The organism is Achromobacter xylosoxidans (genome assembly GCF_014490035.1).
GTDB lineage: Bacteria > Pseudomonadota > Gammaproteobacteria > Burkholderiales > Burkholderiaceae_B > Achromobacter > Achromobacter bronchisepticus_A.
On sequence record NZ_CP061008.1, the window covers coordinates 5248423 to 5272598 of the forward strand.

A 24176-nucleotide genomic window follows, 5' to 3' on the forward strand; every position below is an offset into this window, starting at 1 on the left:
AGACCTACAGATATTGCGGGACCACACAAGACTTGTGCTCGATGTGGTGCGCGAATTCGTCGCGAAAATGCTTGAGGAAGCCACGGACGGGCATGGCGGCGGCGTCACCCAGGGCGCAGATGGTGCGGCCCATGATGTTGCCCGCCACGTTGTCCAGCAAGTCCAGATCTTCCGGACGGCCGTGACCGTTTTCGATGCGATGCACCATGCGGTAGAGCCAGCCGGTGCCTTCGCGGCACGGCGTGCACTGGCCGCAGCTTTCCTCGAAATAGAAGTACGACAGGCGCAAGAGCGACTTCACCATGCAGCGGGTTTCGTCCATGACGATCACAGCGCCCGAGCCCAGCATCGAGCCGGCCTTGGCGATGGAGTCATAGTCCATCGTGCATTCCATGATGATGTCGGCCGGCAGCACAGGAGCGCTCGAACCGCCGGGGATCACGGCCTTCAGCTTCTTGCCGCCGCGCATGCCGCCCGCCAGTTCCAGCAGCTTCGAGAACGGGGTGCCCAGCGGGATCTCGTAGTTGCCGGGACGCTCGACGTCGCCGGTGATCGAGAACAGCTTGGTGCCGCCGTTGTTCGGCTTGCCGACTTCGAGGTAGGCCTGGCCGCCGTTGCGGATGATCCAGGGCACCGCCGCGAACGTTTCGGTGTTGTTGATGGTGGTGGGCTTGCCGTACAGGCCGAAGCTGGCCGGGAACGGCGGCTTGAAGCGCGGTTGGCCCTTCTTGCCTTCCAGCGACTCCAGCAGCGCGGTTTCTTCGCCGCAGATGTAGGCGCCATAGCCATGGAACGCGTGCAGCTGGAAGCTGAAATCCGAACCCAGGATCTTGTCGCCCAGGAAGCCGGCGGCGCGCGCCTCTTCCAGCGCTTCTTCGAAGCGCTCGTAGACTTCGAAGATTTCGCCGTGGATGTAGTTGTAGCCGACGCTGATGCCCATGGCGTAGGCCGCGATCGCCATGCCTTCAATCACGATGTGCGGATTGAAGCGCAGGATGTCGCGGTCCTTGAACGTGCCGGGCTCGCCTTCGTCGGAGTTGCAGACCAGGTACTTCTGGCCCGGGAAGGCGCGCGGCATGAAGCTCCACTTCAGGCCGGTCGGGAAACCGGCGCCGCCGCGGCCGCGCAGGCCGGAGGCCTTGACCTCGGCGATCACGTCTTCCGGCTTCATGCCGGTGGTCAGGATCTTCTTCAGGGCTTCGTAGCCGCCGCGCTTGACGTAGTCGGCCAGGCGCCAGTTGGCGCCGTCGACGTCAGCCAGGATCTGCGGCTGGATGTGTCGGCCATGCAGGCACATCGAATTGGAAACATCGTTCAGCGGGTTGGGGTCCAGCCCCTGCGCGAACTGCTTGTACAGGTCGGGCGCGTTCATGCCGACTCTCCTTGCGCCTTGAGGGCCGCGACCAGCGCGTCCAGCTTCTCTTCGGTCATGCGCACGCACATATGCTTGTTGTTCACGATGAGCACGGGCGAATCGCCGCAAGCGCCCATGCACTCGCCTTCCACCAGCGTGAACTGGCCGTCGGGAGTGGTGCCGCGGTAGTCGACGCCCAGCTTGCGCTTCAGGTAGTCGCCGGCGCGTTCGCCGTCGCGCAAGGCACAGGGCAGGTTCGTGCAGACGGCGATCTTGTTCTTGCCGACGGGCTTGACGTCGAACATGTTGTAGAAGGTGGCGACTTCCTGGACCGCGATGGGCGGAACGCCAATGTAGTTGGCCACATCTTCAATGATTTCGGTAGCCAACCAGCCCTTCTCTTCTTGCGCGATGGCAAGCGAGGCCATGATGGCGGACTGCCGCTGGTCGCCCGGGAACTTCGCGAGTTCTCGGTCGATTTTCTGGTAGGCCTGTTCGGAAAGCAGCATAGTTTGAATCCGGGTTATGCGGGCGTGCTCGTGACTGTCTGGGCGGATCAGCGATCGATCTCGCCAAAAACGATGTCCTGCGTGCCAATGATGGTGACGGCGTCGGCAATCATGTGACCGCGCGACATTTCATCCAGCGATTGCAGGTGGACAAAGCCGGGGGCCCGAATCTTCAGGCGGTAAGGCTTGTTGGCGCCGTCGGACACCGCGTAGATGCCGAATTCGCCCTTGGGGTGTTCCACCGAGGCGTACGCTTCACCGGGAGGCACGTGGAAACCTTCAGTGAAGAGCTTGAAGTGATGGATCAGCTCTTCCATGTTGGTTTTCATGGCGGTGCGCTTGGGCGGGGCGATCTTGTGGTTCTCGATCATGACCGGGCCCGGGTTGTTGCGCAGCCATTCCACGCACTGGCGGATGATGCGGTTGCTCTCACGCATTTCGGCGATACGGACCAGGTAGCGGTCATAGCAGTCGCCGTTGACACCCACGGGGATGTCGAAATCGAGCAGGTCGTAGACTTCGTAGGGCTGCATCTTGCGCAGGTCCCAGGCCACGCCCGAACCGCGCAGCATCGGGCCGGTGAAGCCCAGCGCCTTGGCGCGTTCGGGATCGACCACGCCGATGCCCACCAGACGCTGCTTCCAGATGCGGTTGTCGGTCAGCAGCGTTTCGTACTCGTCGACGCAAGCCGGGAAGCGGTTGGTGAAGTCTTCGATGAAATCCAGCAGCGAACCCGAACGCGCGTCGTTCATGACGCGCACTTCCTTGTCGCCGCGGTACTTGCTGGTGTCGCCGTATTGCGGCATCGAGTCCGGCAGGTCGCGGTAGACGCCGCCAGGACGATAGTAGGCCGCGTGCATGCGCGCGCCCGAGACCGCTTCATAGCAGTCCATCAGGTCTTCGCGCTCACGGAAGGCATACAGGAACACCGCCATGGCGCCCACGTCCAGCGCGTGCGAACCCAGCGACATCAGGTGGTTCAGCAGACGGGTGATCTCGTCGAACATCACGCGGATGTACTGCGCGCGCAGCGGGGCTTCCACGCCCAGCAGCTTTTCGATGGCCATGACGTAGGCGTGCTCGTTGCACATCATGGACACGTAGTCCAGGCGGTCCATGTAGGGCAGCGCCTGGATGTAGGTCTTGTGTTCGGCCAGCTTTTCAGTGGCGCGGTGCAGCAGGCCGATGTGCGGGTCGGCCCGCTGGATCACTTCGCCGTCGAGTTCGAGCACCAGGCGCAGCACACCGTGCGCGGCCGGATGCTGAGGGCCGAAGTTGAGCGTGTAGTTCTTGATTTCTGCCATGATTTAACGCCCCAAGCCGTAGGAGTCTTCGCGGACCACGCGCGGCGTGACTTCGCGCGGATCGATCGTGACCGGCTGGTAAATGACGCGCCGTTGTTCCGGGTCGTAGCGCATTTCGACGGTGCCGGACAGCGGGAAGTCCTTGCGGAAGGGATGGCCGATGAAGCCATAGTCGGTGAGGATGCGGCGCAGGTCCGGGTGGCCTTCGAAGACGATGCCGTACAGGTCGAAGGCTTCGCGTTCGAACCAGCCCACGGCCGGCCAGCATTCCATCAACGACGCGACCATCGGGAATTCGTCGTCTTCGGCCCAGGTGCGCACGCGCAGGCGCCAGTTGTTCTCGATCGAGAGCAGATGGGCGACCACGGCGAAACGCGAGCGGTGGACCTTGGCGTTGGTTTCCTCGGGCAGTTGGCGCGTGCCGTTGCCCCAGGTCAGGTAGTCGACGCCGCAGAGGTCGATACAGGTTTCAAAGCGCAGGCCGACTTCGGTGCGCAGCTTGTTGCAGACGGAGAACCACTGCTGCGCGGGCACTTCGAGCGTCAGCTCGCCCAACGCCTCGGTCAGCGCGATATCCGCGCCGAGGGTGGTCTGCAAATTGTTTTTCAGGGTTTCGAGCCTGGTCATCATCTTGTACGCTTAGGTGAACCGATACGCTGGTTTCGCGGGGCCGGCTGCAAGGACTGCTGCCTGGCGCGGCGATGCTCAGCGCGCAATCGTGTTGGTCAGACGGATCTTGTTCTGCATTTGCAGCAAGCCGTAGACCAGCGCCTCGGCCGTGGGCGGGCAGCCCGGCACGTAGACGTCTACCGGTACGATGCGATCGCAGCCACGGACCACCGAATACGAGTAGTGGTAGTAACCGCCGCCGTTGGCACAGGAGCCCATGGAAACCACCCAACGCGGCTCGGGCATCTGGTCGTAGACCTTGCGCAGCGCCGGCGCCATCTTGTTGCACAGCGTGCCGGCCACGATCATCAGATCGGACTGGCGCGGGCTGGGGCGGAAGATGATGCCGAATTGGTCCAGGTCGTAGCGGGCCGCGCCCGCGTGCATCATCTCAACCGCGCAACAGGCCAGACCGAAGGTCATGGGCCACATGGAGCCGGTCTTCGCCCAATTAAGGAACTTGTCCGCGCTGGTTGTGATGAACCCTTGCTTGAGAATGCCGTCTATAGCCATATTCGTCTCTGATAGCGTGCTGTGAAAAAACCCGGCGGGTTATTCCCAATCCAGCGCGCCCTTTTTCCATTCGTAGATGAAGCCGACCGTCAGCACGGCCAGGAAAACCATGACCGTCCAGAAACCGACGAGGCCGACCGTGCCCTGGGCGATGGCCCACGGGAACAGAAAGGCGATTTCCAGGTCGAAAAGAATGAACAGAATCGCCACCAGGTAGTAGCGCACGTCAAACTTCATGCGGGCGTCTTCGAAGGCCTCGAAACCGCATTCGTACGGCGAGAGCTTCTCGGCGTAGGGACGCCGCGGGCCAAGGAGGGAGCCGGCCGTTAGAAGCGCGAACCCGATAAGGGTGGCCACTACGATAAACAGCAGGACGGGAAAATACTGTTGCAGGTTCATTCAGGCGTCCGTCAAATGCGCAAACCTTAGGATTGTAGCATTCGCGCGGTTACTTCTGGCTGAACTCTGTAGCTCGAACAGCAGGCGAAAGACAGCATTCCTCAAATGGAACAATGGCTGCTTTCAGCACCGGTGCGCAAGCATACAGCAGCCTGCCGATGCACGCACAAACACACGCAAAAACACAGGCGCGAAAACGAAAAAAACCACCCCGAAGGGTGGTTTCATACGAACGGGCCGAAGCCCGTTCGCGCACTTTAAATCCAGGCAGGACTTGCGCCCTGCTTTGGATTAGAAGCGGTGACGGATACCGACGCCGACGGCGGTCGACTTGATGTCTTCCACGAAGGCGTAGTTCTTGGCGTACGAACCGTAAGCGTACAGGTTGGTGCGCTTGGACAGGTCGTAGGTGTAGCCCAGCGAGAAGATTTGCATCGTCTGGTCGGCGCTATCAACACCGCTCAGGCGACCGTTGCTGGGGTCAACCATTTGCCACGAACCGAACAGCTTGCTTGCGCCGCCGATCGGGGCGGACAGGCCGACCATGTACGAGTTGGCCTTGAAGCCATCAGCAAAGATGTTGCTGTTGAAGCCGATGTTGCCCGTGTTGGAGGTCAGGCCTTGGCCAGCGAACCAACCGTCGGTCGTGCGAGCGTAGGCCAAAGCCAGCTTCACGACTTCGAAGTCATACGAACCGCCCAGGGCGTACATACGCGGGGTGGCGTCGGTCTGGGTGGTCGACAGCTTGTTCGAAGCGTTCAGCTGATCGTACGAGAAGGCGATGTTCAGCGGGCCGTTCACGTAACGCAGACCGGTCGTGATCGCGCGGGTGTTGTCGGCGGTGCGGAAGCCGGTTTGGGCGGTGTTCTGGTCGTCGGCGCTGAACGAGTAGCCCAAGCCGAACTGGAAGCCGCTGAACGACGGGGTCTGATACATGACCATGTTGTCGTAGCGTTGCGTGTTGGCAGCGCTGAAGGCGGCACCGATGTTAGCCTGACCGAAGCCAGCGCCGAACGGGTCGATCGAGCCGAAGTACTTCGACGCGATGTTGGTTTGGCGACCGAAGTCCAGTTGACCCCAGCTGTCGCTGGCCAGACCGATGGTGGCTTGACGACCGAACAGACGGCCGTTTTGAGCCGACTTGCCGTTACCCGAATCAAAGCCCGATTCCAGCTGGAAAACAGCGCGCAGGCCGTCACCCAGGTCTTCCGAACCACGCAGACCCCAGCGCGAACCGTTCTGGACGCCGTTGATCATGCCGAAACGGCTGCCGTTGACGGCATCGGGACCACCGCTGATCTTGTTGTAGCCGATACCCGTGTCGATGATACCGTACAGGGTGACAGACGTTTCTGCCTGGGCGACACCGGCAAAACCGGCGAGCAGGGCGGCAGCGAGCAGAGTCTTTTTCATTTAAGAAATCTCCGTTGATTTGAGTGACAAGAGCAGCAATCCAGCAAACCAGCCTGCCGCCCCCCTAACTCCGCGAAGGGAAGTTGACGCTATTGCATCAAAAATCAGGGGGGCTGGCTATGGTCGGCGCCAGAAAAGTGCAGGTTTACGACAGGCTTGTTGGGATATTGCAACATCCCAGCGAAGCCTGGCCGGACACGCTAGGGCTTACCCTTAGTTTTTAGGCCAAGCACCTATTCATGCGACTTTCAGCCCTGCCCCTAATTATCCGGATGCCCCGGATACCATCCCCGCCATCAAATACAGTCCCCTTCCGAGCCCTGTTTCCGCGTCGCCGCGGCCTCCAACCAGCCATCGGAATCGCACCTTCGCCATAAGGCCCCCGCAGCAGGAATGCGCCGATCCGTCCACTATCAATAACGTTGTTATTTATAAAAATCGCCGATATTATCGAGTCGTCGACTCCTCCATTCAGCCATATGCCTACGCCCCCTTCCCGCGCCGACCGTTCCGAACGGCTGAACGCGCTGCGCCGCCAACTGGTTCTGGACGCCGCGCAGCGCGTGTTCGAGCGCGACGGCCTGGAGCAGACCACGATCCGCGCGATCGCCAAGGAGGCCGGCTGCACCACTGGCGCCATCTACCCCTGGTTCGCCGGCAAGGAGAGCATTTATGGCGCGCTGCTGGAAGAATCGCTGGAACGCCTGCATGCCCATCTGGCCGAGGCGGCCTCCGACGGCCCGGCCCCGACGGCGGCGCGCACCGCGATCCATGCGTTCTTTGGCTACTACGCCGAACGGCGGACCGACTTCTCGCTGGGCATGTACCTGTTCCAGGGGCTGGGGCCGCGCGGTCTGGGCCGGGAAATGGACGAACGGCTCAACGCCCGCCTGCGGCAGTGCGTAGACCTGCTGGGCGTGGCGCTGGCCCGGACCAAGTCCTGGGAGGCCGCGATCGTCGCGGTCGAACAGATGAATCTCTTCACCTATTTGATGGGCCTGCTGCTGCTGCTGCACACCCGGCGCCTGAAATCCCTGGGCCAGCAAGCGGAAACGCTGCTGGACAACTACTGCCTCGCCCTGGAGCAACGATGACCGCAACCGACCTGGACACCCCGGCCGACGCCCCGCTGATCAGCCTGGCCGACTTCCATATATTGCTGGCCGACCAGCATCCGTTTTCCATGCTGTTGGGCATAGACGTGATACGCATCGGCCGCGGCACGGCGCGTGCGGTGCTTCCGGCGCGCGACGCCCACCAGCGGCTGGGCGGCATCGTCGCCGGCCCCATGCTGATGGGCCTGGCCGACCTGACCATGTACGCCGCGGTGGTGGGCGCCACCGGACAGGCGCACGCGGTGACCGCGAGCCTGACGATCAATTTCCTGCGCAAGAGCCCCGCGGGCGCCATCTATGCCGACGCCCGGCTGTTGAAAGTGGGCCGGCTGTCCGCCGGGGAAGTCATCCTGACCGGCGAGGGTTCGGACGAGCCCCTCGCCCATATCGTGAGCACGTGGTCCGTGCCCAAGCCATGAGCATGCGCGTGAGCATCGTCGGCATGGGCAAGACCGGCACCCACGCCGCGCAACGCCTCCTGGCGGCCGAGCCGGACATCGCGCTGACTCTCTACGACATCGAGCCGGGGCGTTGCGAGGACTTCCGCGGCAGCGCCACGCTGGCCACCTCCGCGCGGGAAGCGCTGGAAGAATCCGACACCATCGTGCTGGCCCTGCCGCGCGAACGCGAGATCGACCGCACGCTGGAGCGCTTCAGCGACGGCAACGTGACCGCGCCGGTGGCAGGCAAGCTGATCGTGGACCTGGAGCCGCCCTGCGGCGAACGCGCGCGCAGCCTGGACCAGGCCATCGTCGCGGCGGGCGGCCGCTACACCTGCGCGCCCCTGGCCGCGGCGGCCGACGCCCCGGTTGCCGAGGCGCGCTTACTGAACGCGCTGGCGCTCGGAGCATGACGGCCGCAAGCGCTGCGCCAGCGCCACGCACAGCGCCAGCCAAGCCAGGCTGATCGCGAAGCCCGCCAGCACGTCGCTGACGAAATGGACCTGCAGCAGGATGCGGCTGAGTCCGATCGCCATGATGAGCGCCGCCAGCAACGCGGTGCCCGGCAAGCGCCATGCCGGAGGCGCCAGACGCCAAAGCAGGTAGCAGGCCATGCCGTACACCGCCATCGCGGCCGAGGAATGGCCGCTGGGGAAGCTCCACCCCGCCACGCTGGCGTAGCCATGGTCATGGTCCGGCCGGACGCGCTCGAAGGCGTGCTTGAGCAGCCAGTTGAGCGCCCCGCCGACGCCGGTCGCAACGGCGCATACGACGGCCAGCCCCCATTGCCGGCGAGACAGCAGGAACAGGGTCATCAGCACGGCCACCCCGGTCAGGAAATTCCTGTCGCCCAGATACGTGAACCAAGACAGCAGCCACAGCAGCGGCGTCGACATGGACATGCCCAGCGCGCCAGCCAGCGCCCGGTCGAACGCGACCACCGCGCCCTCGCGCTCGATGGCGTAGGCCAGGACCAGGAACACGACAAGCGCCGCGGACGTCCCCAGCGCGAATAGCGCAACGCGGCCGCCGCCGGACAGGCGCGGCCAGCACCACGCCAAGGTCAGCGCAGCCGCCGCGGCCAGCAAGGGCAGCGCGACAAACAGCTGCAAGGCATGGGCCGCGGCCCATGCCGCATAGGCATCCGTCATAAATAAGAACCCGTCACCAAGAAATTCCCGCTCTGTCTCAATACAACGCGACCAGGGTCTTGTCCACCGGTGCAAACGCATGCGCCCCTGCGGCGTAGTCCCAACGCTCGATCCGGCAATCGCCCTGCTCCTCGCGGGTAATGACATTGACCGAATTGGGCACGTTGCCGCGCACGCGGCGCGAGCAGGTGGTTCCGGCCTGGACGACCCAGCCGCCGGAAGGAGCCGCCGGGTTCACGGGCAGCACATAGGGCAGATGGATATGCCCCCCCAGGATCAGGTCCACGCCGGCCTGCGCCCAGGCTTCGAGGGCCCTCTCGCGGCCGTTCAACAGGTTGGACAGGTCCGACTCGACCTTGGCGCGCACGGGATGGTGCGCCACCACGATGCGCAACTGCCCTGGCCTGGCCTGGCGCAGCCTCTCGGCGACCCGCGCGATCTGCGCGCCGGATATCTCGCCATCCTTGCGGCGGCGCGGGCGTGTCGTGTTGACGCCGATGGCGAGCAGGCCGGCGTTTTCAAACACGGGCTCCAGCACCGGGCCCAAAGCCCGCTTGTAGTTGCCGTAAGGATTGAGCGCGCGCGCGAACACGTTGAACAGCGGAATATCGTGATTGCCCGGCACCGTCAACACCGGCAGCGACAGGCGTTCAATGAATTTGCGGGCGGCGGCGAACTGGCCGCGCCGCGCGCGCTGTGTGATGTCGCCGCTGAGCACCACCAGGTCGGGCGCGAGATTGCAGGCCAGGTCCAGCGCGGCTTCGACCACGGGTTTGCGTTCCGTGCCGAAGTGGGTATCGGAAAAATGCAGGATACGGGTCATGAACGGTCCAAATATTGCGAGTCCGCCGGCACCACCAGCGGCAGCCGTTCGTCGGCCACTTTGAACTCCAGCGGCGTATCCATCCAGGAGATTTCGCCATCCATCGCCACCTTGACCCGGCGGCGCCCGCGCACGGCCACCGTCAGGCGGTCGAAGGCGAAACTCACCACATGCTCGGCTTCGCCCAGGCGGCTGAACAAGCCGCGCAGCAGCAAGCCATAGAGCGCCAGGGTGCCGACCGGCCGCGCCGCCATGGCGATCAGGCGGTTCTGGTCCAGCTCCGCGGATTCGATGCCGATGTGCTCCAGCTGGAGCTTGTTGTTGCCCACCACCAGGGTGGGCGAGCGCAGATTGCGGGCCTGGCCGCCATGGTCCAGCAGCAGGCTCAACTGGCGCGGCGCGCGCAGCAGCGTGACCAGGCCGGACCACAGCGCCACCAGCCGGCTGCGGCCGTACTTCTGTTTATAGGCTTCGCGGTCCTCGAGCAATTGCGGATACAGGCCCAGGCTGGCATTGACCAGGAACAGCCTGCCATTAAGCATGCCGACCTGCACCGGCCTGGGCTGGCCTTGCAGGAAGCCGCGCAGGGCGACCTCGGTATCTTGCGAGATGCCGTAGCTGCGCCCGAAGTAATTGAACGTGCCCTGGGGCAGGATGCCGAACGGCACGCCTTTGCCAAGCACGACGCCCGCGACCGCATTGAGCGTGCCGTCGCCGCCCGCCGCGATGACCACGCCCTGCTGTTCCTGCGCGCGCGTGACCGCAGCCTCGGCCGTGGCGGTCAGGCGCGACGGGTCCTGCACGGGCATCAGTTCATAGCGGCGCCCGGCCTCGTCGAGTATGCGGCGGATCGTGTCTTGGAGGATCTGCGCGTCGCCGCGTCCCGATCCGGTATTGAGGACGATGAAGAGGGGTTCTTGTCCCGTCAGGGAATGGGCCTCTGTTGCCGGTTTCTGCTGGGTTGACGTCATGCGTCAAACATACCCCATGCCGGCAAAACGCCGCAACAAGGCCCGCGGCGGGCGCGCCAGGCGCGCCCGCCGCGGCCATTCAGCGGCCGATGGCGTAAGCCTGCATCAGGCGCGGCGTGGCCGCCGCGTGCAGCAGGCCGTCGGCATCGCGCGAGGCAGCGGTCAACCTGCCCACCGACCACTCGGGCACTTCCTCGATCTGGTGCCCGCGCTGGCGCAGCGCCGCGATGACCTCGGCGCCGAAGCTCGCCTCCACCGCCAGATGCCCCGGCTTGCGGTCGCGCGGATAGAAGGACGTGGGGAAATGCATGGTGTGCGACATGGGCAGATCGATCGCTTCCTGCAGGTTCAGGCCGTGGTGCACGTGGCGCAGGAAGAACAGCAGCTGCCATTGTTCCTGCTGGTCGCCGCCCGGCGTGCCGAAGGCCAGGTAGGGCTTGCCATCGCGCAGCGCCAGCGAGGGCGTCAGGGTGGTGCGCGGACGCTTGCCGGGCGCCAGCGTGCCGGGCAGCCCTTCTTCCAGCCAGAACATCTGCGCGCGGGTATTCAGGCCGAAGCCGAGTTCCGGAATCACCGGCGAAGACTGGAACCATCCGCCCGAAGGCGTGGCCGAGATCATATTGCCCCAGCGGTCGATGACGTCCACGTGCGTGGTGTCGCCGCGTTTGGCGGAGGCGCGCATGTCGGCTAGCGTGGGTTCATTGGTGGCGCTGCCGGGCGCGGACACCTTGGAGAGACGCTCCAGCGTGTCCATGACGCGCTTCACTTGGGCCTCGAAACCCGGCACCTGGCCAGGCAGCAGATCCTGCGAGGCCGACTCGCCGATGAGCGCGCGGCGTTCGGCGTTGTAGGCATCGGACAGCAAATGCTCCAGCGGCACGTTGACGAAGGCCGGATCGCCGTAATAGGCCTCGCGGTCGGCAAAGGCCAGCTTCATGGCCTCGGTCACGCGGTGCACGAACTCGGCGCTGGTCGGGCTCACGCCGGCCAGGTCCATTTCCTTGAGCAGCGCCAGGGTCTGCAGGAAGACCGGGCCTTGGCTCCAGGAGCCGGCTTTCGCCACGGTGTAGCCGTGATAGTCGTAGGTGACCGGCTTGTCGTAGCTGGCCGACCAGCCCGCCAGGTCCTCGGCGGTAATGACGCCACGGTGCGTGGAACCGCTCTCGTCCATGACGTCGGTGTTGCGGGCGAACCGGTCGATTTCCTCGGCCACGAAGCCGCGGTAGAACGCAACGCGCGCCGCCTCGATCTGGCGCTCGCGGTCGGCGCCGGCGCTTTCGGCCTGCTGCAGCACGCGGGTCCAGGTGCGCGCCAGGGCCGGATTGCGGAACAGCTTGCGGGCCTCGGGCACCTTGCCGCCCGGCACGTAGACGGCGGCAGTCGTCGGCCAATGGGTCTGGAAGAAGTCCTTCAGGCCGGCGATGGTGTTGGAGATGCGCGGCATCAGCGCGTGGCCGTGCTCCGCGTAATAGATGGCGGGCTCCAGCACGTCGCGCACGCGCATGCTGCCGTGGTCGCGCAAGAGCAGCATCCAGGCGTCGAAGGCGCCGGGAATGACGGTGGCCAGCAGGCCGTTGCCGGGGATCAGCTTGAGGCCTTCGGCGCGGTAGCGTTCGAGCGTGGCAGCAGCGGGCGTGGTGCCCTGGCCGCACAGCACTTCGACGCGACCGGTGCGCGCGGAATAGAACACCGCGGGCACTTCGCCGGCCGGGCCGACCAGGTGGGGTTCGACCACCTGCAGCACGAAGGCCGAGGCCACGCAAGCGTCGAAGGCGTTGCCGCCGCGCTCCAGCAGCGACATGCCGGCCGCGCTGGCCAGCCAATGGGTGGACGTCACGACACCAAAGGTGCCGAGAATTTCCGGGCGAGTCGTAAACATGATGATTCCTATAGGGCTGCCGCTGAAATGCGGAACACTTCCTGTACGGCGGGCGCCTGGCGATCAAAAGAACAGGCACGCTGGAGAGGCCCGCGGACGCCGCCAGCCGGGGCGCCGCGGATCCGGCTCCGCCGGTCCGCCAGCGCCGCCCCTCTGGGGCCTGTGCCAGCGGGTAGGGAGGAGCCTACTTTTTAGCGACAGTGACACCCTTCAGGCGAATCAAGCCATCCGGGTACGGAACAAAGCCTTCCACCTTCTTCTGCACGCCGAAGGTCCACGGCAGGTAGAACAGGTAGACGATCGGGCGCTGGTCCTGCATCGCCGTCAGCACCTGGTCATACATGGCGCGGCGCTTGGCGGTGTCCGATTCGGCGCGGGCATCGTTGAGCAGCTTGTCCACGGCGGGATCGCAGAACTTGCCGTCGTTCAGATTGCCCTTGCAGCTCAGGTACTGGTGGATGTTGCCGCTGGGATCGACCCGGCCCGACCAGCCGCTCTGCCCCACTTCGAAGTCGCCGCGCGCGAGCGAGGATTGCAGGGAAGCGAATTCCACCGGACGCAGCGTGATGTCGAAGCCCGCTTCGGCGCCCATGGCCTGCACCAGCTCGAACACCTGCTGCATGGTGGTGTTGTTGCCGAAGGTGATCTCGAACTTGACGCGGTCAAAGCCCGCTTCCTTCAACAGCGCCTGCGCCTTCTTGGGATCGCGGCCCTTGTGCTCGAAGGCCGTGTTGTAGGCGAAGCTGGCCGGCGGGAACGGCTGGTAAGCGGGCTGGAACATGCCTTCGCCGATCACCTGGTTGAGCACGTCGCGGTCGATGGCGAGGTCCAGCGCCTGGCGCACGCGCTTGTCCTTGGCCAGGGGGTTGTTGGCGCGCGCGCCGTTGGCCAGGTTCACCGAAATGGCCTGGAAGCCCAGGCCGGTCACCGGCGCCAGGGTCAGGTTCTTGTCGTCCTTCACGGCCTTGGCATCGCTGGGCGCGACGCGCTCGATGATGTCCAGGTCGCCGGCGCGCAGGTTGTTCAGGCGCACGGTGTTGTCCGGAATCGGGGTGTAGACCAGACGATCGAAGTGATAGTTGGCGGCGTCCCAGTACTTGGGAAATTTCTCGAGCACGATGCGGTCGTTCTGCACGCGCTCCTTGAACTGGTACGGCCCCGAGCACACCGGCTTGCCGCCAGGGTCCTTGTCGAAGCTGGCGGGCGACATCATCATCCCGGCGCGATCGGACAACTGCGACAGCAGCGAGGCGTCGGGTTCGGACAGGGTCAGCACCACGGTGCTGGCGTCCGGGGCCTCGACGCTGGCGACCGTGGCCAGTTCGCTCTTGCGGTTGCTGTCGGGCAAGGTGCGGGCGCGGTCCAGGTTGGCCTTGACGGCCGCGGCGTTCACCGGCGTGCCGTCGTGGAAGACGGCGTCGGTGCGCAGCTTGAAGGTCAGGACCTTGTTGTCCGGGCTGATGGTCCAGGATTGCGCCAGCTGCGGCACGATCTTCAGGTCCGGCGTGATCTCTACCAGCTTGTCGCAGAGGGAAGCGAAGACGATGCGGCCCACGAAGGTGCGCGCGCGCACCGGGTCCAGCACGTCAGGGTCGTCCTGCAGGCCGATACGCAGGGTGGATTGGGCTTGCGCCAATCCGCTGGCCAGCATTCCCGCCATGGCCATGGCGAGGCAAAGTTTACGCATGAAAGATCTCCGTCGGTTCAGGTCGGCCTGGTTCCCCGCGCGGACGCGCCGCCCGGCATGAGGGAACAGACCCGAGCCGTGCCGCATCCGGGTCCATCCCCCGCCGCGCACGTTCTTGTTGGATTCTGCGCCAGGCGCGCGGCGATTGTATAGAGCGGCGGCTGTCGTAAGCCTAAATGCGCGCCGGGCGGCCGCCTTGCGGACGCGCTTTCAGGGAATGCGGCAAGGCGCCGCGAAGTCCACGGCGGCCTGGACCTCGGCGCGCAGCTTGGCGACCAGCGGCCGGGCATCGTCACGGCGGTACTGGAACGCATAGGGCATGGCCGCCAGGGGCGTATCGCCTTCCAGCACGCGCAGGCTGCCCTCGGTCTGCAAGGCGCGGGCCCAATGGCTGGGCAGCAGGCCGACGCCGGTGCCTTCTATCAGGAGGCCGACCACCGCCCCCCAGTTGTTGCAGCAGAGCCGTTCGCCGCCCGCCTCGCGGCCCGCCAGCCAGTCGTCGATGATGCGCGTGGTGCCGGCCCCGGCCGGCAGCGTGACCAGCGGCAGGCGCGCCAGCAGTTCCGGCGTCATGCGCGTGGCGCCGTCCAGCAGCGCCGGCGCGGCGACCCAGGAGAATTCGGCCTGGCCTATGGCGGAGGAAGCGATGTTGGACCGCGAGGAACGGCCCGCGATCACGGCGAAGTCCAGTTCACCGTCGGCCACGCGCTGCTCCAGCACCTGGCCGATGTCCACGTAGGGTTCCAGCACCAGGTCCGGGTAGGCGGCGCGCACGCCCCGGATCAGCCGCGGCAGCCAGGTCAGCGCGGTCAGTTCACCCACGCCGAAGCGGCAGCGCCCGCTGAGCCCGGCGCTTTGCGCCAACGACGCCCGGATCTGTTCGGCCGAGGCCAGCAGGTCGCGCGCCTGCGGCAGCAGGCGCTGGCCGGCGTCGGTCAGCACCGCCTTGTGGCCGCTGCGATCGAACAAAGGCAGGCCCAGACCTTCCTCGAGCTCGGTAATGCGCTTGGACAGCGACGAGACCGACAGGTGCAGGCGCTCGGCCGCCACGGCGAAACTTGCGCAGGTGGCGGCCCAGTAGAAGGCTTCGAGTTGCTTGAGGGTCATGCCGGGATTGTAGAGGCGCCCGCCATGGAAATGCCCTCCTTTGGGACGCTGCGTTGCAAAGCGCCCCAGCGGCATCAGACGGCTTTCGGCGTCAGCAGATGCGCGGAAAACCGGAGGGTATCGATGGCGGCGCGGAGCATGCGCTCGACGCGCGGCCACATGTCGCCCTTGAGGCGATCGGACCAGCAGATGCTGTCGAACACCCCGTCGACCAGGGCGTGCAGATAAAGATTGGACAGGCGCACGTCCAGCGCGCGCGGCAGGTCTTCGCGCTTGACCGCGGCGCGCAACAGTTTCTCCGAGGTGCGCAGGGCGTGGCGCTCCCACAGGTCGCGGCGGCGCAGCAGGGGCGCGTTTTCGTCGCTGCGTTCGCATTTCAGGTACAGGATCTCCAGCACGCGCTGCACCGAGCCTTCCTGCGCGTAGATCTGGATGTACTGCCGCATGGAGGTGTAGAGCGATTCCAGCGCCTCGCCGTCGGTCGAGACATGAGTCAGCGGCGCAGCCTCGCCCAGCGCGCGGTCGCACATGGCGATGCAGACGTCGATCTTGTTCTTGTAATGGCCGTAGACGGCGCCCCGGGACACCCCTGCGTGGTCGGCTATGTCGCTCATGGTGGTGGCGGCCACCCCTTTGGACAGGAACACGTGTTCCGCGGCATCCAGGATGCGGTCGCGGGTGCGTTGGGACTCTTCCTTCGTCTTGCGGGCCATGCGGGGACCTCCTTCTTAAAAAATCGGCTGCAAAAAAATGGCGACTTCAAAACAAGAAGCCGCCCTTTTCGTCACTGTGAATAAGTGTGAAGCGGGGAGCATACTTCCGAACAAAATAATTAATCAAGCGTGACGGATTAAATGATAGACTCGCTTCCCCACGCGGGAAAGTCGGCGCCTTTCCCCACCTCAGCCCTCCCCGGGCCCATCAGAAATTTTAAAAATGAAGCAAAGAGTCTCTCTACGCACGCTCGCCCTTTCTTCCGTACTAATTCTTATTACCGGTTGCTCGAAACCGGAAGCCCAACAAGCCACCGAGGCTCCCGCCGAAGTCGGCGTCATCGTTGCCCGGGCCACGCCCACCAGCGTCGCCACCGAATTGCCGGGCCGGCTGGAGCCCTACCGCGAGGCCGAAGTGCGCGCGCGGGTGGCCGGCATCGTCACGGCGCGTCTGTACGAGGAAGGCCAGGACGTGACGCGCGGCGCCGCCCTGTTCCAGATCGATCCCGCGCCCTTGCAGGCCGCCTACGATTCCGAAGCCGCGAACCTGGCGCGCGCGCAGGCCAACCTGTCCGCCGCCGCCGACAAGCTGCGCCGCTACGCCGACCTGGTGTCGGACCGCGCCATCAGCGAACGCGACCATGCCGAAAGCGTGGCGCAGGAGCGCCAGGCGCGGGCCGAGGTCGCCCTGGCCCGCGCCAACCTGCAAAGCGCCAAGCTGAAGCTGGATTACGCGCGCGTCACCTCGCCCATCGACGGCCGGGCGCGGCGCGCGCTGGTGACCGAAGGCGCGCTGGTGGGCGAAGGCCAGGCCACGCCGCTGACGGTGGTGCAGCAGATCGATCCCATCTACGTGAACTTCGCCCAACCGGCGGCCGAGGTGATGCAACTGCAAAAGCAGATCCGCGCGGGCGCCCTGGAAGGCGTGGCGCCGGACCAGGTGCGAGTGCGGCTGCTGCTGCCCGACGGCTCCGAGTACGGGCGCGGCGGCACGCTGTCGTTCGCCGACCTGGCAGTGGATCCAGGCACGGACAACGTCACCATGCGGGCGCTGTTCGATAACCCGGACCGCGACCTGCTGCCGGGCATGTATGTGCGGGTGCGGCTGGAGCAGGCGATCAACCGCGACACCTACCTGGTGCCGCGCAACGCCCTGCTGCGCAACGCCGAAGGCGCGCACGTGCTGGCTGCGGATGCGGACGGAGAACTGCAGAAGATCGTCGTCACCGCGCAGCGCCTGCAGGGTCCGAACTGGATCGTCACGCAGGGATTGGCGGGCGGCGAGCGCATCGTCGTCGAGAACGCCGCGCATCTCGCGGCGGGACAGAAAATCAAACCGGTGGAACGCGCCGCGTCCAGCGCGCAGGCTCCCGCCCCCGGCAACCCGGAGGCCGGCGTCCAGGCAAGGACGCCCGCCGCGGGTCAAAAAGGATAAACCGCAATGGCGCGTTTTTTTATCGATCGCCCCGTCTTCGCCTGGGTGATCTCGCTGCTGATCGTGCTGATCGGCATTCTGTCGATCCGCGCGCTGCCGGTGGCGCAGTATCCGGACATCGCTCCGCCGGTGGTCAACGTCGGCGCCAGCTATCCCGGCGCCTCGGCCAAGGTGGTCGAAGAGGCGGTCACCGCCATCATCGAACGCGAGATGAACGGCGCTCCGGGGCTGATGTACACCTCGTCCAGCAGCGACTCGACGGGCTGGGCCAGCATCAACCTGACCTTCAAGCAAGGCACCAATCCGGACCTGGCGGCCGTGGAAGTGCAGAACCGCCTGAAGGCGGTGGAGCCGCGCCTGCCCGAATCGGTGCGCCGCGACGGCGTGCGCGTGGAGAAGGCGGCCGACAACATCCAGCTGGTGGTGTCGCTGAAATCGGACGGCGGCCTGGATGACATCCAGCTGGGCGAGCTGGCTGCCTCCAACGTGCTGCAGGCGCTGCGCCGCGTGGAAGGCGTGGGCAAGGTGCAGTTGTTCGGCGCGGAAGCCGCCATGCGCATCTGGCCGGATCCCGCCAAGCTGACGGCCATGTCCCTGACCCCGGGCGACATCGTCTCTGCCTTGCGCAGCCACAACGCGCGCGTCACCATCGGCGAACTGGGCAACCAGGCCGTGCCGAAGGACGCTCCGCTGAACGCCAGCATCGTCGCCGGCGAGTCGCTGCGCACGCCCGAGCAGTTCGGCAACATTCCGCTGCGCGCGCAGCCGGGCGGCGCCACGTTGCGCCTGAAGGACGTGGCGCGGGTCGAACTGGGCGGCACCGACTATATGTACCTGTCGCGCGTGAACGGCATGACCGGCACGGGCCTGGGCATCAAGCTGGCGCCGGGTTCGAACGCGGTGGACACGACCAAGCGGATCCGCGCGACCATGCAGGAGCTGGCCCAGTACTTCCCGCCGGGCGTGACCTGGGACATCCCCTACGAGACCTCCACCTTCGTGGAGATTTCGATCAGAAAGGTGCTGATGACCCTGCTGGAAGCCGTGGCCCTGGTGTTCTGCGTGATGTATCTGTTCATGCAGAACTTCCGCGCCACGCTGATTCCGACGCTGGTCGTGCCGGTGGCGCTGCTGGGCACGCTGGGCGTGATGCTGGGACTGGGCTATTCCATCAACGTGCTGACGATGTTCGGCATGGTGCTGGCCATCGGCATCCTGGTCGACGACGCCATCGTGGTGGTGGAGAACGTCGAACGCATCATGGCCGAGGAAGGCTTGTCGCCGCGCGAGGCCACGGTCAAGGCCATGGGCCAGATCAGCGGCGCCATCGTGGGCATCACGGTGGTGCTGGTGTCGGTGTTCGTCCCCATGGCCTTCTTTGACGGCGCGGTGGGCAACATCTATCGCCAGTTCGCCGTGACGCTGGCCGTGTCGATCGCCTTCTCGGCCTTCCTGGCGCTGTCGCTGACGCCGGCGCTGTGCGCCAGCATGCTCAAGCCCATCGCCGCCGGCCACCACGAGAAGCGCGGTTTCTTCGGCTGGTTCAACCGGGCCTTCGCGCGCCTGACCGCGCGCTACACCGCCCGGGTGTCGGGCGTGCTGGCCCGTCCGGTGCGCTTCGGCCTGGCCTATCTGGCGGTGATCGCCGCGGTGGCGCTGCTGTTCGCGCGCCTGCCCTCTTCTTTCCTGCCGGACGAAGACCAGGGCAGCTTCATGGCCATGGTCATCCTGCCCCAGGGTTCGCCGCAAGCCGAAACCATGGCGATGGTGAAGGAGGTCGAGCGCTACATGATGGAGCACGAGCCCGTCGAGTACGTGTATTCGGTCAACGGCTTCAGCAACTACGGCAGCGGACCGAACTCGGCCATGTTCTTCGTCACGCTGAAGGACTGGAAGCAGCGCAGCGGCGCCGACCTGCACGTGAACGCGGTGGTGGAACGCATCAACGCCGCCTTCGCCGACCGCAAGAACGTCATGGTGCATGCGCTGAACTCCCCGCCGCTGCCGGACCTGGGCTCCACTTCGGGCTTCGACTTCCGCCTGCAGGACCGCGCCGGGCTGGGCTACGAAGCCCTGACCCAGGCGCGCCAGCAATTGCTGGCGGCGGCGGCCAAGCATCCCGCGCTGACCGAGGTCGTCTTCGCGGGCCAGGAAGAAGCGCCGCAGCTGGAGCTGCGCGTCGACCGCGACAAGGCCCAGGCCATGGGCGTGCCGCTGGACGAGATCAACACGGCGCTGGCGGTCATGTACGGCTCGGACTACATCGGCGACTTCATGCTCAATGGCCAGGTGCGGCGCGTAACCGTGCAGGCTGACGGCAAGAGCCGCGTCGACATGGAAGACGTGTCGCGCCTGCACGTGCGCAACCTGCAGGGGCAGATGGTGCCGCTGTCGGCCTTCGCCACCCTGAAATGGTCGATGGGACCGCCGCAGCTCAACCGCTACAACGGCTTCCCCTCGTTCACCATCAACGGTTCGGCCGCCCCTGGACACAGTAGCGGCGAGGCCATGCGCGCCATCGAGACGCTGGCGGCCGAACTGCCGCGCGGCATCGGCTTCGACTGGTCGGGACAGTCCTATGAGGAACGGCTGTCCGGCAACCAGGCGCTGGTGCTGTTCGCGCTGTCGGTGCTGGTCGTGTTCCTGGCGCTGGCCGCGCTGTATGAAAGCTGGTCCATCCCGCTGGCGGTGATCCTGGTGGTGCCGCTGGGCGTGATCGGCGCAGTGCTGGGCGTGACGCTGCGCGGCATGCCCAACGACATCTACTTCAAGGTCGGCCTCATCGCCACCATCGGGCTGTCGGCCAAGAACGCGATCCTGATCGTGGAAGTGGCCAAGGACCTGGTGCGCGACGGCCAGGGCATCGTGTCGGCCACGCTGGAGGCCGCGAGGCTGCGGCTGCGGCCCATCGTGATGACCTCGCTGGCCTTCGGCGTGGGCGTGCTGCCCCTGGCGCTGGCCACCGGCGCGGCCTCGGGCGCCCAGGCCGCGATCGGCACGGGCGTGCTGGGCGGCATCGTCACGGCGACGGTGCTGGCCATCTTCCTGGTGCCGCTCTTCTTTTTGATCGTGGGCCGCGCGCTGGGCATGCGCGTGCGCCCCTCGCGTCCGCAAGGCCGCGAAACGCTGGAGACCACGCCATGAAGGCTATGGCAATGACCCTGCTTGCGCTGGCCCTGGCCGGCTGCTCGCTGGCCCCCAAGTACGAACGGCCGGCTGCGCCGGTCCCGCAGGCCTATGACACGCCCGACGCGCAAGGGCTGGCGGCCATGCCGCAGGACTGGCGCGATTACTTCAACGACCCGGCGCTGCAGGCCTGGATCGCCGCCGCCTTGGAGAACAACCGCAACCTGCGGGTGGCGGCGCTGCGCATCCAGGAAGCCCGGGCGCTGTACGGCGTGCAGCAGGCCGACCGCCTGCCGTCCATCGACGGCACGGGCGAGTTCAGTCGCGGACGCGGCGCGGAACCCGGCCAGCCGCGCATGCCGGTGGCGGACCGCTACCGTGCCGCCGTGGGCATCGCGGCCTTCGAGCTGGATTTCTTCGGCCGCGTCAAAAGCCTGAGCGACGCCGCGTTGTCGCGCTACCTGGCCAGCGAGGAAGCGCACCGCGCCGCCACGCTGTCGCTGGTGTCGGAGACGGCCACGGCTTACTTCAACCAGCGCTCGCTGGCGGAACAGCTGCGCCTGACCGAGAGCACGTTGGCGTTGCGCGAGGCCTCGCTCAAGCTCACCCAGCGCCGCTACGACGCCGGGCTGGAAACGGCCGTGGGGCTGCGCACCTCGCAGATGCTGGTGGAGTCCTCGCGCGCCACGCATGCCGAACTGAGCCGGGAATACCGCCAGTCCGTGCATACGCTGGGCATACTGGCGGGAGACTTTTCCCTGCCGCCCGACACCGATGCCGTCACGCTGGAAAGCCAGAGCCTGACGCCGCTGGCCGCGGGCCTGCCCTCCGCCCTGCTGATCCGTCGTCCGGACCTGCGCCAGGCCGAGGACACGCTACGGGCCGCCAACGCCGACATCGGCGCGGCGCGCGCGGCGTTTTTCCCATCGGTGCAGCTGACCACCGACATCGGCATCACGGCCGGCAGCTTCTCGGACCTGTTCGGCTCTGGCACCGGCACCTGGACCTTCGCGCCCAAGCTGACCCTGCCCATCTTCAACGCCGGGCGCAACAGCGCCAACCTGTCGCTGGCGGAAACGCGCAAGGACATCGCGGTGGCCCAGTACGAGGGCAGCATCCAGCAGGCCTTCCGCGAAGTGGCCGACGCGCTGTCCGCGCGCGACACGCTGCGCGCCCAGATCGACGCCCAGCGCAAGGTGCGCGACGCCGACCGCGACCGCCAGCGCCTGACCGAAAGGCGCTACGAGCGCGGCGTGGCGAGCTATCTGGAAATGCTGGAAGCGCAACGCAGCCTGTTCGAATCCGAACAGGAGTTCATCCGGCTGCAGCAGCGCCGGCTGGTCAACGCGGTGGAGTTGTACAAGGCGCTGGGCGGCTGGGAGCAGCCCGGATCCTGACGGATCAGTCAGCCTTGTCGATGCGGTAGGCGCAGCGGCGCGCGCCCGCGAGGATGTGCTCTTCGCGCCGCACCCGGACCTCTGCTCCGAGCACCTTATGGAAGAGTTCCAGCTCGCTGCGGCAAAAGCCCATACAGGCTTTGGCCGCGGAGCAGATCGGGCAGTGGTTCTCGATGAAGAGGAAGTCCGCGCCATCCTTGCGCAGCTCGGCCATGTAGCCTTCGGCGCAGCGGACTTCCACCAGCCGCTCCAGCCTTTCCTTCAGGCTGCGGGCGCCCTGCATGGCCTGGCGATAGCCGTTGAGCATGGCGGTTTCGCGCGCCTGGATCAGTTTTTCGATGCCCTCTTCGCCGAACACCTGGCGCACGGCGCCCAGCATCTGTACCGTCATTTCGGCATGCGTGTCCGGAAAGCGCCCGTTTCCGGCATCGGTCAGAAACCAGATCTGCGTGGGCCGGCCGCGGCCCGCGCTGTGGCTTTCGGAATCCACCAGTCCTTCCGCATGCAAGCGCGTCATCTGCTGACGCACCGCCTCGGCCGTCACGTCCAAGGTCTTGGCAATGACGGCGACGGATTGCGGGCCGCGCGTCTTCAGGGTCATGAGCACGCGGTCGGCGGGCTGATGCTCCCAGACCACGGGATGGGACGGACTGTCAGACATGAATGTGGAGTCTCCGGTTGTTTGCCTATGGTGCCATGAACCGCGGTTGCCAGTCAGCCGGAAGCCGCCTGCGGGTCGGCGGCCGGCGCTTCCCATCCGCCTCCCAGCGCCTTGTACAGCGTAATCAGGCGGGTATAGGACTCGGTTTCGGCCACGGCCACGGCGTCCTGGGCGCGCAAAAGCGTACGCTGCGCATCCAGCACCGTCAAATACGGAGTGCTGCCTTCGCGGTAGCGCAGTTGCGCCAGTTCCGCCGCCCTGCCGCTGTGCGCGGCCGCCTGCGCCAGGCTGCCCAGGCGCTGCTGGGTCTGGCCGTATTCCGTCAGCGCCGATTCCAGTTCCTCGACCGCCCGCAGCACGGTCAGTTCATAGCTGGCGACGGCGCCGTCCGCGCGCGCCACCGCGCCGCGCTTGCGCGCCAGCGCCGTGGGCAGGTGGAAGGCAGGCCAGTTGGCCGTGGCCGCCACGCTGAACGCGCGGCTGGCCGATGAGCCGAAATCCGCGCCGCGCAGGGCGACAAAGCCCAGGAATCCGCCCAGGTCGATGCGCGGATACAGTTCGGCGGTCGCCACGCCCACGTCGGCGTTGGCAGCGGCCATGCCGCGCTCGGCCGCCAGCACGTCCGGGCGCCGCGACAGCAAGGCGCTCACGTCGCCGATCGGCAGGCGGGTGTCCAGGGGAGCCAGCGCCTTGCCCGCATCGAGCTCGCCCAGCTCCACCGGGCGCAGGCCCGCCAGCACGGCGATCCGGTACTGCGCCAGCCGCCGGGCCGCGATCTGCACCGGCACGCTGGCCTGCACGGTCTCCAGTTCGGCGCGCGCGCTGGCCAGGTCGCCTTCGTCGCCACGGCCAGCCGACACCATGGCCTGGATCACGCGCAGGCTGTCGCGCTGGCTCTGCAGGTTGGCGCGCGCCACGGCCAGGCGCTGTTCCGCGCCGCGCAGTTCGAAGTAGTTGCGCGCCACTTCGGCCGCCACCACGATGCGGGTCTGGGCCAGGTCCGCGGCCTGCGCCTCGCTGCGCGCGGCGGCGCCCTCGGCCGCCCGGCGCAGCCGGCCGAACAGGTCCAGCTCCCAGGTGGCGTCAAAGCCGGCCCGATAGCTTTCGGCCAGGTTGCGTTGACCCGCGACGCCTGCATTGGCCTGGGACAGGCTGCGCTCATAGCCGCCGCCCAGCGTGACCACGGGCAGCCGGTCCAGATCCTTCTCGTCCAGCACCGCGCGCGATTCGGCCAGGCGCGCCTGCGCCATGCGGATGTCGAGATTGCGGGACAGCGCCAGATCGATCAGCCGGTCCAGCTGCGGATCCTGCAATTGCTTCCACCAGTCGCGCTGCAATTGATCGGTGGAGAACAGGGCCTGTTCAGGGCTGGCCAGCGCCACCGGCGCGGCCTGGGGCTTCTGGTAGTCGGGGCCGACGGCGCAGCCGGCGGTGGCCAGCGCGGCCAGCAGCACGGCCGCGCCGCGGCGCAAGCGCAGGGAAAGTTGTGGATGCTTCATGATGGTTTCCT

The 24176-nt window shown here is 66.3% G+C and carries 22 protein-coding genes; 6 read left to right on the forward strand and 16 right to left on the reverse strand.

Annotated features, from left to right (window positions below):
• Positions 1-4: 4 nt before the first annotated feature.
• The 7 genes from nuoF to IAG39_RS24345 form a co-directional block, all read right to left on the reverse strand.
• Positions 5-1372 (reverse strand): NADH-quinone oxidoreductase subunit NuoF, encoded by a 1368-nt coding sequence (nuoF, locus tag IAG39_RS24315; RefSeq protein WP_059374946.1) that lies wholly within the window; start codon positions 1370-1372, stop codon positions 5-7.
• Positions 1369-1863: an NADH-quinone oxidoreductase subunit NuoE gene (gene nuoE, locus IAG39_RS24320; protein ID WP_059374951.1), complete on the reverse strand. Its 495-nt coding sequence runs from the start codon at positions 1861-1863 to the stop codon at positions 1369-1371. Before nuoE ends, nuoF begins: the two co-directional genes overlap by 4 nt.
• A 47-nt stretch (positions 1864-1910) precedes the next feature.
• Positions 1911-3167 carry an NADH-quinone oxidoreductase subunit D gene (locus IAG39_RS24325; RefSeq protein ID WP_059374957.1) on the reverse strand — a complete coding sequence of 419 codons (1257 nt, stop codon included), beginning with the start codon at positions 3165-3167 and terminating at the stop codon, positions 1911-1913.
• A 3-nt stretch (positions 3168-3170) separates the two neighbouring features.
• Positions 3171-3797, reverse strand: coding sequence for an NADH-quinone oxidoreductase subunit C (locus tag IAG39_RS24330; protein ID WP_059374964.1), 627 nt, complete (start codon positions 3795-3797; stop codon positions 3171-3173).
• A 75-nt stretch (positions 3798-3872) separates the two neighbouring features.
• On the reverse strand, positions 3873-4349 hold the full coding sequence (locus IAG39_RS24335) for a NuoB/complex I 20 kDa subunit family protein (RefSeq protein WP_006217960.1): 477 nt from the start codon (positions 4347-4349) through the stop codon (positions 3873-3875).
• Positions 4350-4388: 39 nt separating this feature from the next.
• Entirely contained in the window at positions 4389-4748 is a 360-nt protein-coding gene (locus IAG39_RS24340; protein ID WP_006217959.1) for an NADH-quinone oxidoreductase subunit A, read from the reverse strand.
• A gap of 291 nt (positions 4749-5039) precedes the next feature.
• On the reverse strand, positions 5040-6161 hold the full coding sequence (locus IAG39_RS24345) for a porin (RefSeq protein WP_118931877.1): 1122 nt from the start codon (positions 6159-6161) through the stop codon (positions 5040-5042).
• 479 nt (positions 6162-6640) lie between these two features.
• On the opposite strand from IAG39_RS24345, the gene IAG39_RS24350 reads away from it, so the two are divergent.
• Genes IAG39_RS24350 through IAG39_RS24360 form a run of 3 tightly spaced genes read left to right on the forward strand, consistent with a single transcriptional unit; the run spans position 6641 to position 8129 of the window.
• The gene (locus IAG39_RS24350; protein ID WP_118931878.1) at positions 6641-7255 is read left to right on the forward strand and encodes a TetR/AcrR family transcriptional regulator; all 615 of its coding nucleotides are present in this window, start codon (positions 6641-6643) and stop codon (positions 7253-7255) included.
• Entirely contained in the window at positions 7252-7695 is a 444-nt protein-coding gene (locus tag IAG39_RS24355) for a PaaI family thioesterase (protein ID WP_054450477.1), read from the forward strand. The genes IAG39_RS24350 and IAG39_RS24355 overlap by 4 nt, the downstream gene beginning before the upstream one ends.
• Complete coding sequence (locus IAG39_RS24360) at positions 7692-8129, forward strand: NAD(P)-binding domain-containing protein (RefSeq protein ID WP_118931879.1); 438 nt, start codon at positions 7692-7694, stop codon at positions 8127-8129. Before IAG39_RS24355 ends, IAG39_RS24360 begins: the two co-directional genes overlap by 4 nt.
• On the opposite strand, the gene IAG39_RS24365 is transcribed toward IAG39_RS24360, so the two are convergent.
• From IAG39_RS24365 to axyZ, 7 genes are all read right to left on the reverse strand, one after another.
• The gene (locus tag IAG39_RS24365) at positions 8100-8867 is read right to left on the reverse strand and encodes a phosphatase PAP2 family protein (RefSeq protein ID WP_118931880.1); all 768 of its coding nucleotides are present in this window, start codon (positions 8865-8867) and stop codon (positions 8100-8102) included. The genes IAG39_RS24360 and IAG39_RS24365 overlap by 30 nt on opposite strands.
• A gap of 37 nt (positions 8868-8904) precedes the next feature.
• The gene (locus tag IAG39_RS24370) at positions 8905-9690 is read right to left on the reverse strand and encodes a metallophosphoesterase family protein (protein WP_118931881.1); all 786 of its coding nucleotides are present in this window, start codon (positions 9688-9690) and stop codon (positions 8905-8907) included.
• Positions 9687-10661, reverse strand: coding sequence for a diacylglycerol/lipid kinase family protein (locus IAG39_RS24375; RefSeq protein ID WP_059374979.1), 975 nt, complete (start codon positions 10659-10661; stop codon positions 9687-9689). Before IAG39_RS24375 ends, IAG39_RS24370 begins: the two co-directional genes overlap by 4 nt.
• A gap of 79 nt (positions 10662-10740) precedes the next feature.
• On the reverse strand, positions 10741-12540 hold the full coding sequence (locus tag IAG39_RS24380; RefSeq protein WP_118931882.1) for a gamma-glutamyltransferase family protein: 1800 nt from the start codon (positions 12538-12540) through the stop codon (positions 10741-10743).
• Positions 12541-12724: 184 nt separating this feature from the next.
• On the reverse strand, positions 12725-14227 hold the full coding sequence (locus tag IAG39_RS24385; RefSeq protein ID WP_059374980.1) for an ABC transporter substrate-binding protein: 1503 nt from the start codon (positions 14225-14227) through the stop codon (positions 12725-12727).
• A 210-nt stretch (positions 14228-14437) separates the two neighbouring features.
• Positions 14438-15334, reverse strand: a complete 897-nt coding sequence (locus tag IAG39_RS24390) for a LysR family transcriptional regulator (protein WP_118931905.1) — start codon at positions 15332-15334, stop codon at positions 14438-14440.
• Positions 15335-15408: 74 nt separating this feature from the next.
• The gene (gene axyZ / locus IAG39_RS24395; protein WP_059374984.1) at positions 15409-16047 is read right to left on the reverse strand and encodes a multidrug efflux transcriptional repressor AxyZ; all 639 of its coding nucleotides are present in this window, start codon (positions 16045-16047) and stop codon (positions 15409-15411) included.
• Positions 16048-16270: 223 nt separating this feature from the next.
• On the opposite strand from axyZ, the gene IAG39_RS24400 reads away from it, so the two are divergent.
• The 3 genes from IAG39_RS24400 to oprZ are packed head-to-tail and all read left to right on the forward strand — an operon-like array spanning position 16271 to position 22005.
• On the forward strand, positions 16271-17482 hold the full coding sequence (locus IAG39_RS24400; protein ID WP_118931883.1) for a MexX/AxyX family multidrug efflux RND transporter periplasmic adaptor subunit: 1212 nt from the start codon (positions 16271-16273) through the stop codon (positions 17480-17482).
• 6 nt (positions 17483-17488) lie between these two features.
• Positions 17489-20626, forward strand: a complete 3138-nt coding sequence (locus tag IAG39_RS24405) for a multidrug efflux RND transporter permease subunit (RefSeq protein ID WP_118931884.1) — start codon at positions 17489-17491, stop codon at positions 20624-20626.
• The gene (oprZ, locus tag IAG39_RS24410) at positions 20623-22005 is read left to right on the forward strand and encodes a multidrug efflux RND transporter outer membrane subunit OprZ (RefSeq protein WP_118931885.1); all 1383 of its coding nucleotides are present in this window, start codon (positions 20623-20625) and stop codon (positions 22003-22005) included. Before IAG39_RS24405 ends, oprZ begins: the two co-directional genes overlap by 4 nt.
• Positions 22006-22009: 4 nt before the next feature.
• Here oprZ and IAG39_RS24415 read toward each other — a convergent pair whose 3' ends face one another.
• Both IAG39_RS24415 and IAG39_RS24420 read right to left on the reverse strand, forming a co-directional pair.
• A complete protein-coding gene (locus IAG39_RS24415) occupies positions 22010-22666 on the reverse strand; it encodes a helix-turn-helix transcriptional regulator (protein WP_059374993.1) in 657 nt (218 codons plus the stop codon).
• A gap of 53 nt (positions 22667-22719) precedes the next feature.
• Complete coding sequence (locus IAG39_RS24420) at positions 22720-24165, reverse strand: efflux transporter outer membrane subunit (RefSeq protein ID WP_118931886.1); 1446 nt, start codon at positions 24163-24165, stop codon at positions 22720-22722.
• Between the last annotated feature and the right edge of the window lie 11 nt (positions 24166-24176).

Excerpts from the sequence above, each read along its gene's own strand:
- nuoF (WP_059374946.1), bottom strand. The coding sequence starts at position 1,372 with ATGAACGCGCCCGACCTGTACAAGCAGTTCGCGCAGGGGCTGGACCCC.
- nuoE (WP_059374951.1), bottom strand. The coding sequence starts at position 1,863 with ATGCTGCTTTCCGAACAGGCCTACCAGAAAATCGACCGAGAACTCGCG.
- IAG39_RS24325 (WP_059374957.1), bottom strand. The coding sequence starts at position 3,167 with ATGGCAGAAATCAAGAACTACACGCTCAACTTCGGCCCTCAGCATCCG.
- IAG39_RS24330 (WP_059374964.1), bottom strand. The coding sequence starts at position 3,797 with ATGATGACCAGGCTCGAAACCCTGAAAAACAATTTGCAGACCACCCTC.
- IAG39_RS24335 (WP_006217960.1), bottom strand. The coding sequence starts at position 4,349 with ATGGCTATAGACGGCATTCTCAAGCAAGGGTTCATCACAACCAGCGCG.
- IAG39_RS24340 (WP_006217959.1), bottom strand. The coding sequence starts at position 4,748 with ATGAACCTGCAACAGTATTTTCCCGTCCTGCTGTTTATCGTAGTGGCC.
- IAG39_RS24345 (WP_118931877.1), bottom strand. The coding sequence starts at position 6,161 with ATGAAAAAGACTCTGCTCGCTGCCGCCCTGCTCGCCGGTTTTGCCGGT.
- IAG39_RS24350 (WP_118931878.1), top strand. The coding sequence starts at position 6,641 with ATGCCTACGCCCCCTTCCCGCGCCGACCGTTCCGAACGGCTGAACGCG.
- IAG39_RS24355 (WP_054450477.1), top strand. The coding sequence starts at position 7,252 with ATGACCGCAACCGACCTGGACACCCCGGCCGACGCCCCGCTGATCAGC.
- IAG39_RS24360 (WP_118931879.1), top strand. The coding sequence starts at position 7,692 with ATGAGCATGCGCGTGAGCATCGTCGGCATGGGCAAGACCGGCACCCAC.
- IAG39_RS24365 (WP_118931880.1), bottom strand. The coding sequence starts at position 8,867 with ATGACGGATGCCTATGCGGCATGGGCCGCGGCCCATGCCTTGCAGCTG.
- IAG39_RS24370 (WP_118931881.1), bottom strand. The coding sequence starts at position 9,690 with ATGACCCGTATCCTGCATTTTTCCGATACCCACTTCGGCACGGAACGC.
- IAG39_RS24375 (WP_059374979.1), bottom strand. The coding sequence starts at position 10,661 with ATGACGTCAACCCAGCAGAAACCGGCAACAGAGGCCCATTCCCTGACG.
- IAG39_RS24380 (WP_118931882.1), bottom strand. The coding sequence starts at position 12,540 with ATGTTTACGACTCGCCCGGAAATTCTCGGCACCTTTGGTGTCGTGACG.
- IAG39_RS24385 (WP_059374980.1), bottom strand. The coding sequence starts at position 14,227 with ATGCGTAAACTTTGCCTCGCCATGGCCATGGCGGGAATGCTGGCCAGC.
- IAG39_RS24390 (WP_118931905.1), bottom strand. The coding sequence starts at position 15,334 with ATGACCCTCAAGCAACTCGAAGCCTTCTACTGGGCCGCCACCTGCGCA.
- axyZ (WP_059374984.1), bottom strand. The coding sequence starts at position 16,047 with ATGGCCCGCAAGACGAAGGAAGAGTCCCAACGCACCCGCGACCGCATC.
- IAG39_RS24400 (WP_118931883.1), top strand. The coding sequence starts at position 16,271 with ATGAAGCAAAGAGTCTCTCTACGCACGCTCGCCCTTTCTTCCGTACTA.
- IAG39_RS24405 (WP_118931884.1), top strand. The coding sequence starts at position 17,489 with ATGGCGCGTTTTTTTATCGATCGCCCCGTCTTCGCCTGGGTGATCTCG.
- oprZ (WP_118931885.1), top strand. The coding sequence starts at position 20,623 with ATGAAGGCTATGGCAATGACCCTGCTTGCGCTGGCCCTGGCCGGCTGC.
- IAG39_RS24415 (WP_059374993.1), bottom strand. The coding sequence starts at position 22,666 with ATGTCTGACAGTCCGTCCCATCCCGTGGTCTGGGAGCATCAGCCCGCC.
- IAG39_RS24420 (WP_118931886.1), bottom strand. The coding sequence starts at position 24,165 with ATGAAGCATCCACAACTTTCCCTGCGCTTGCGCCGCGGCGCGGCCGTG.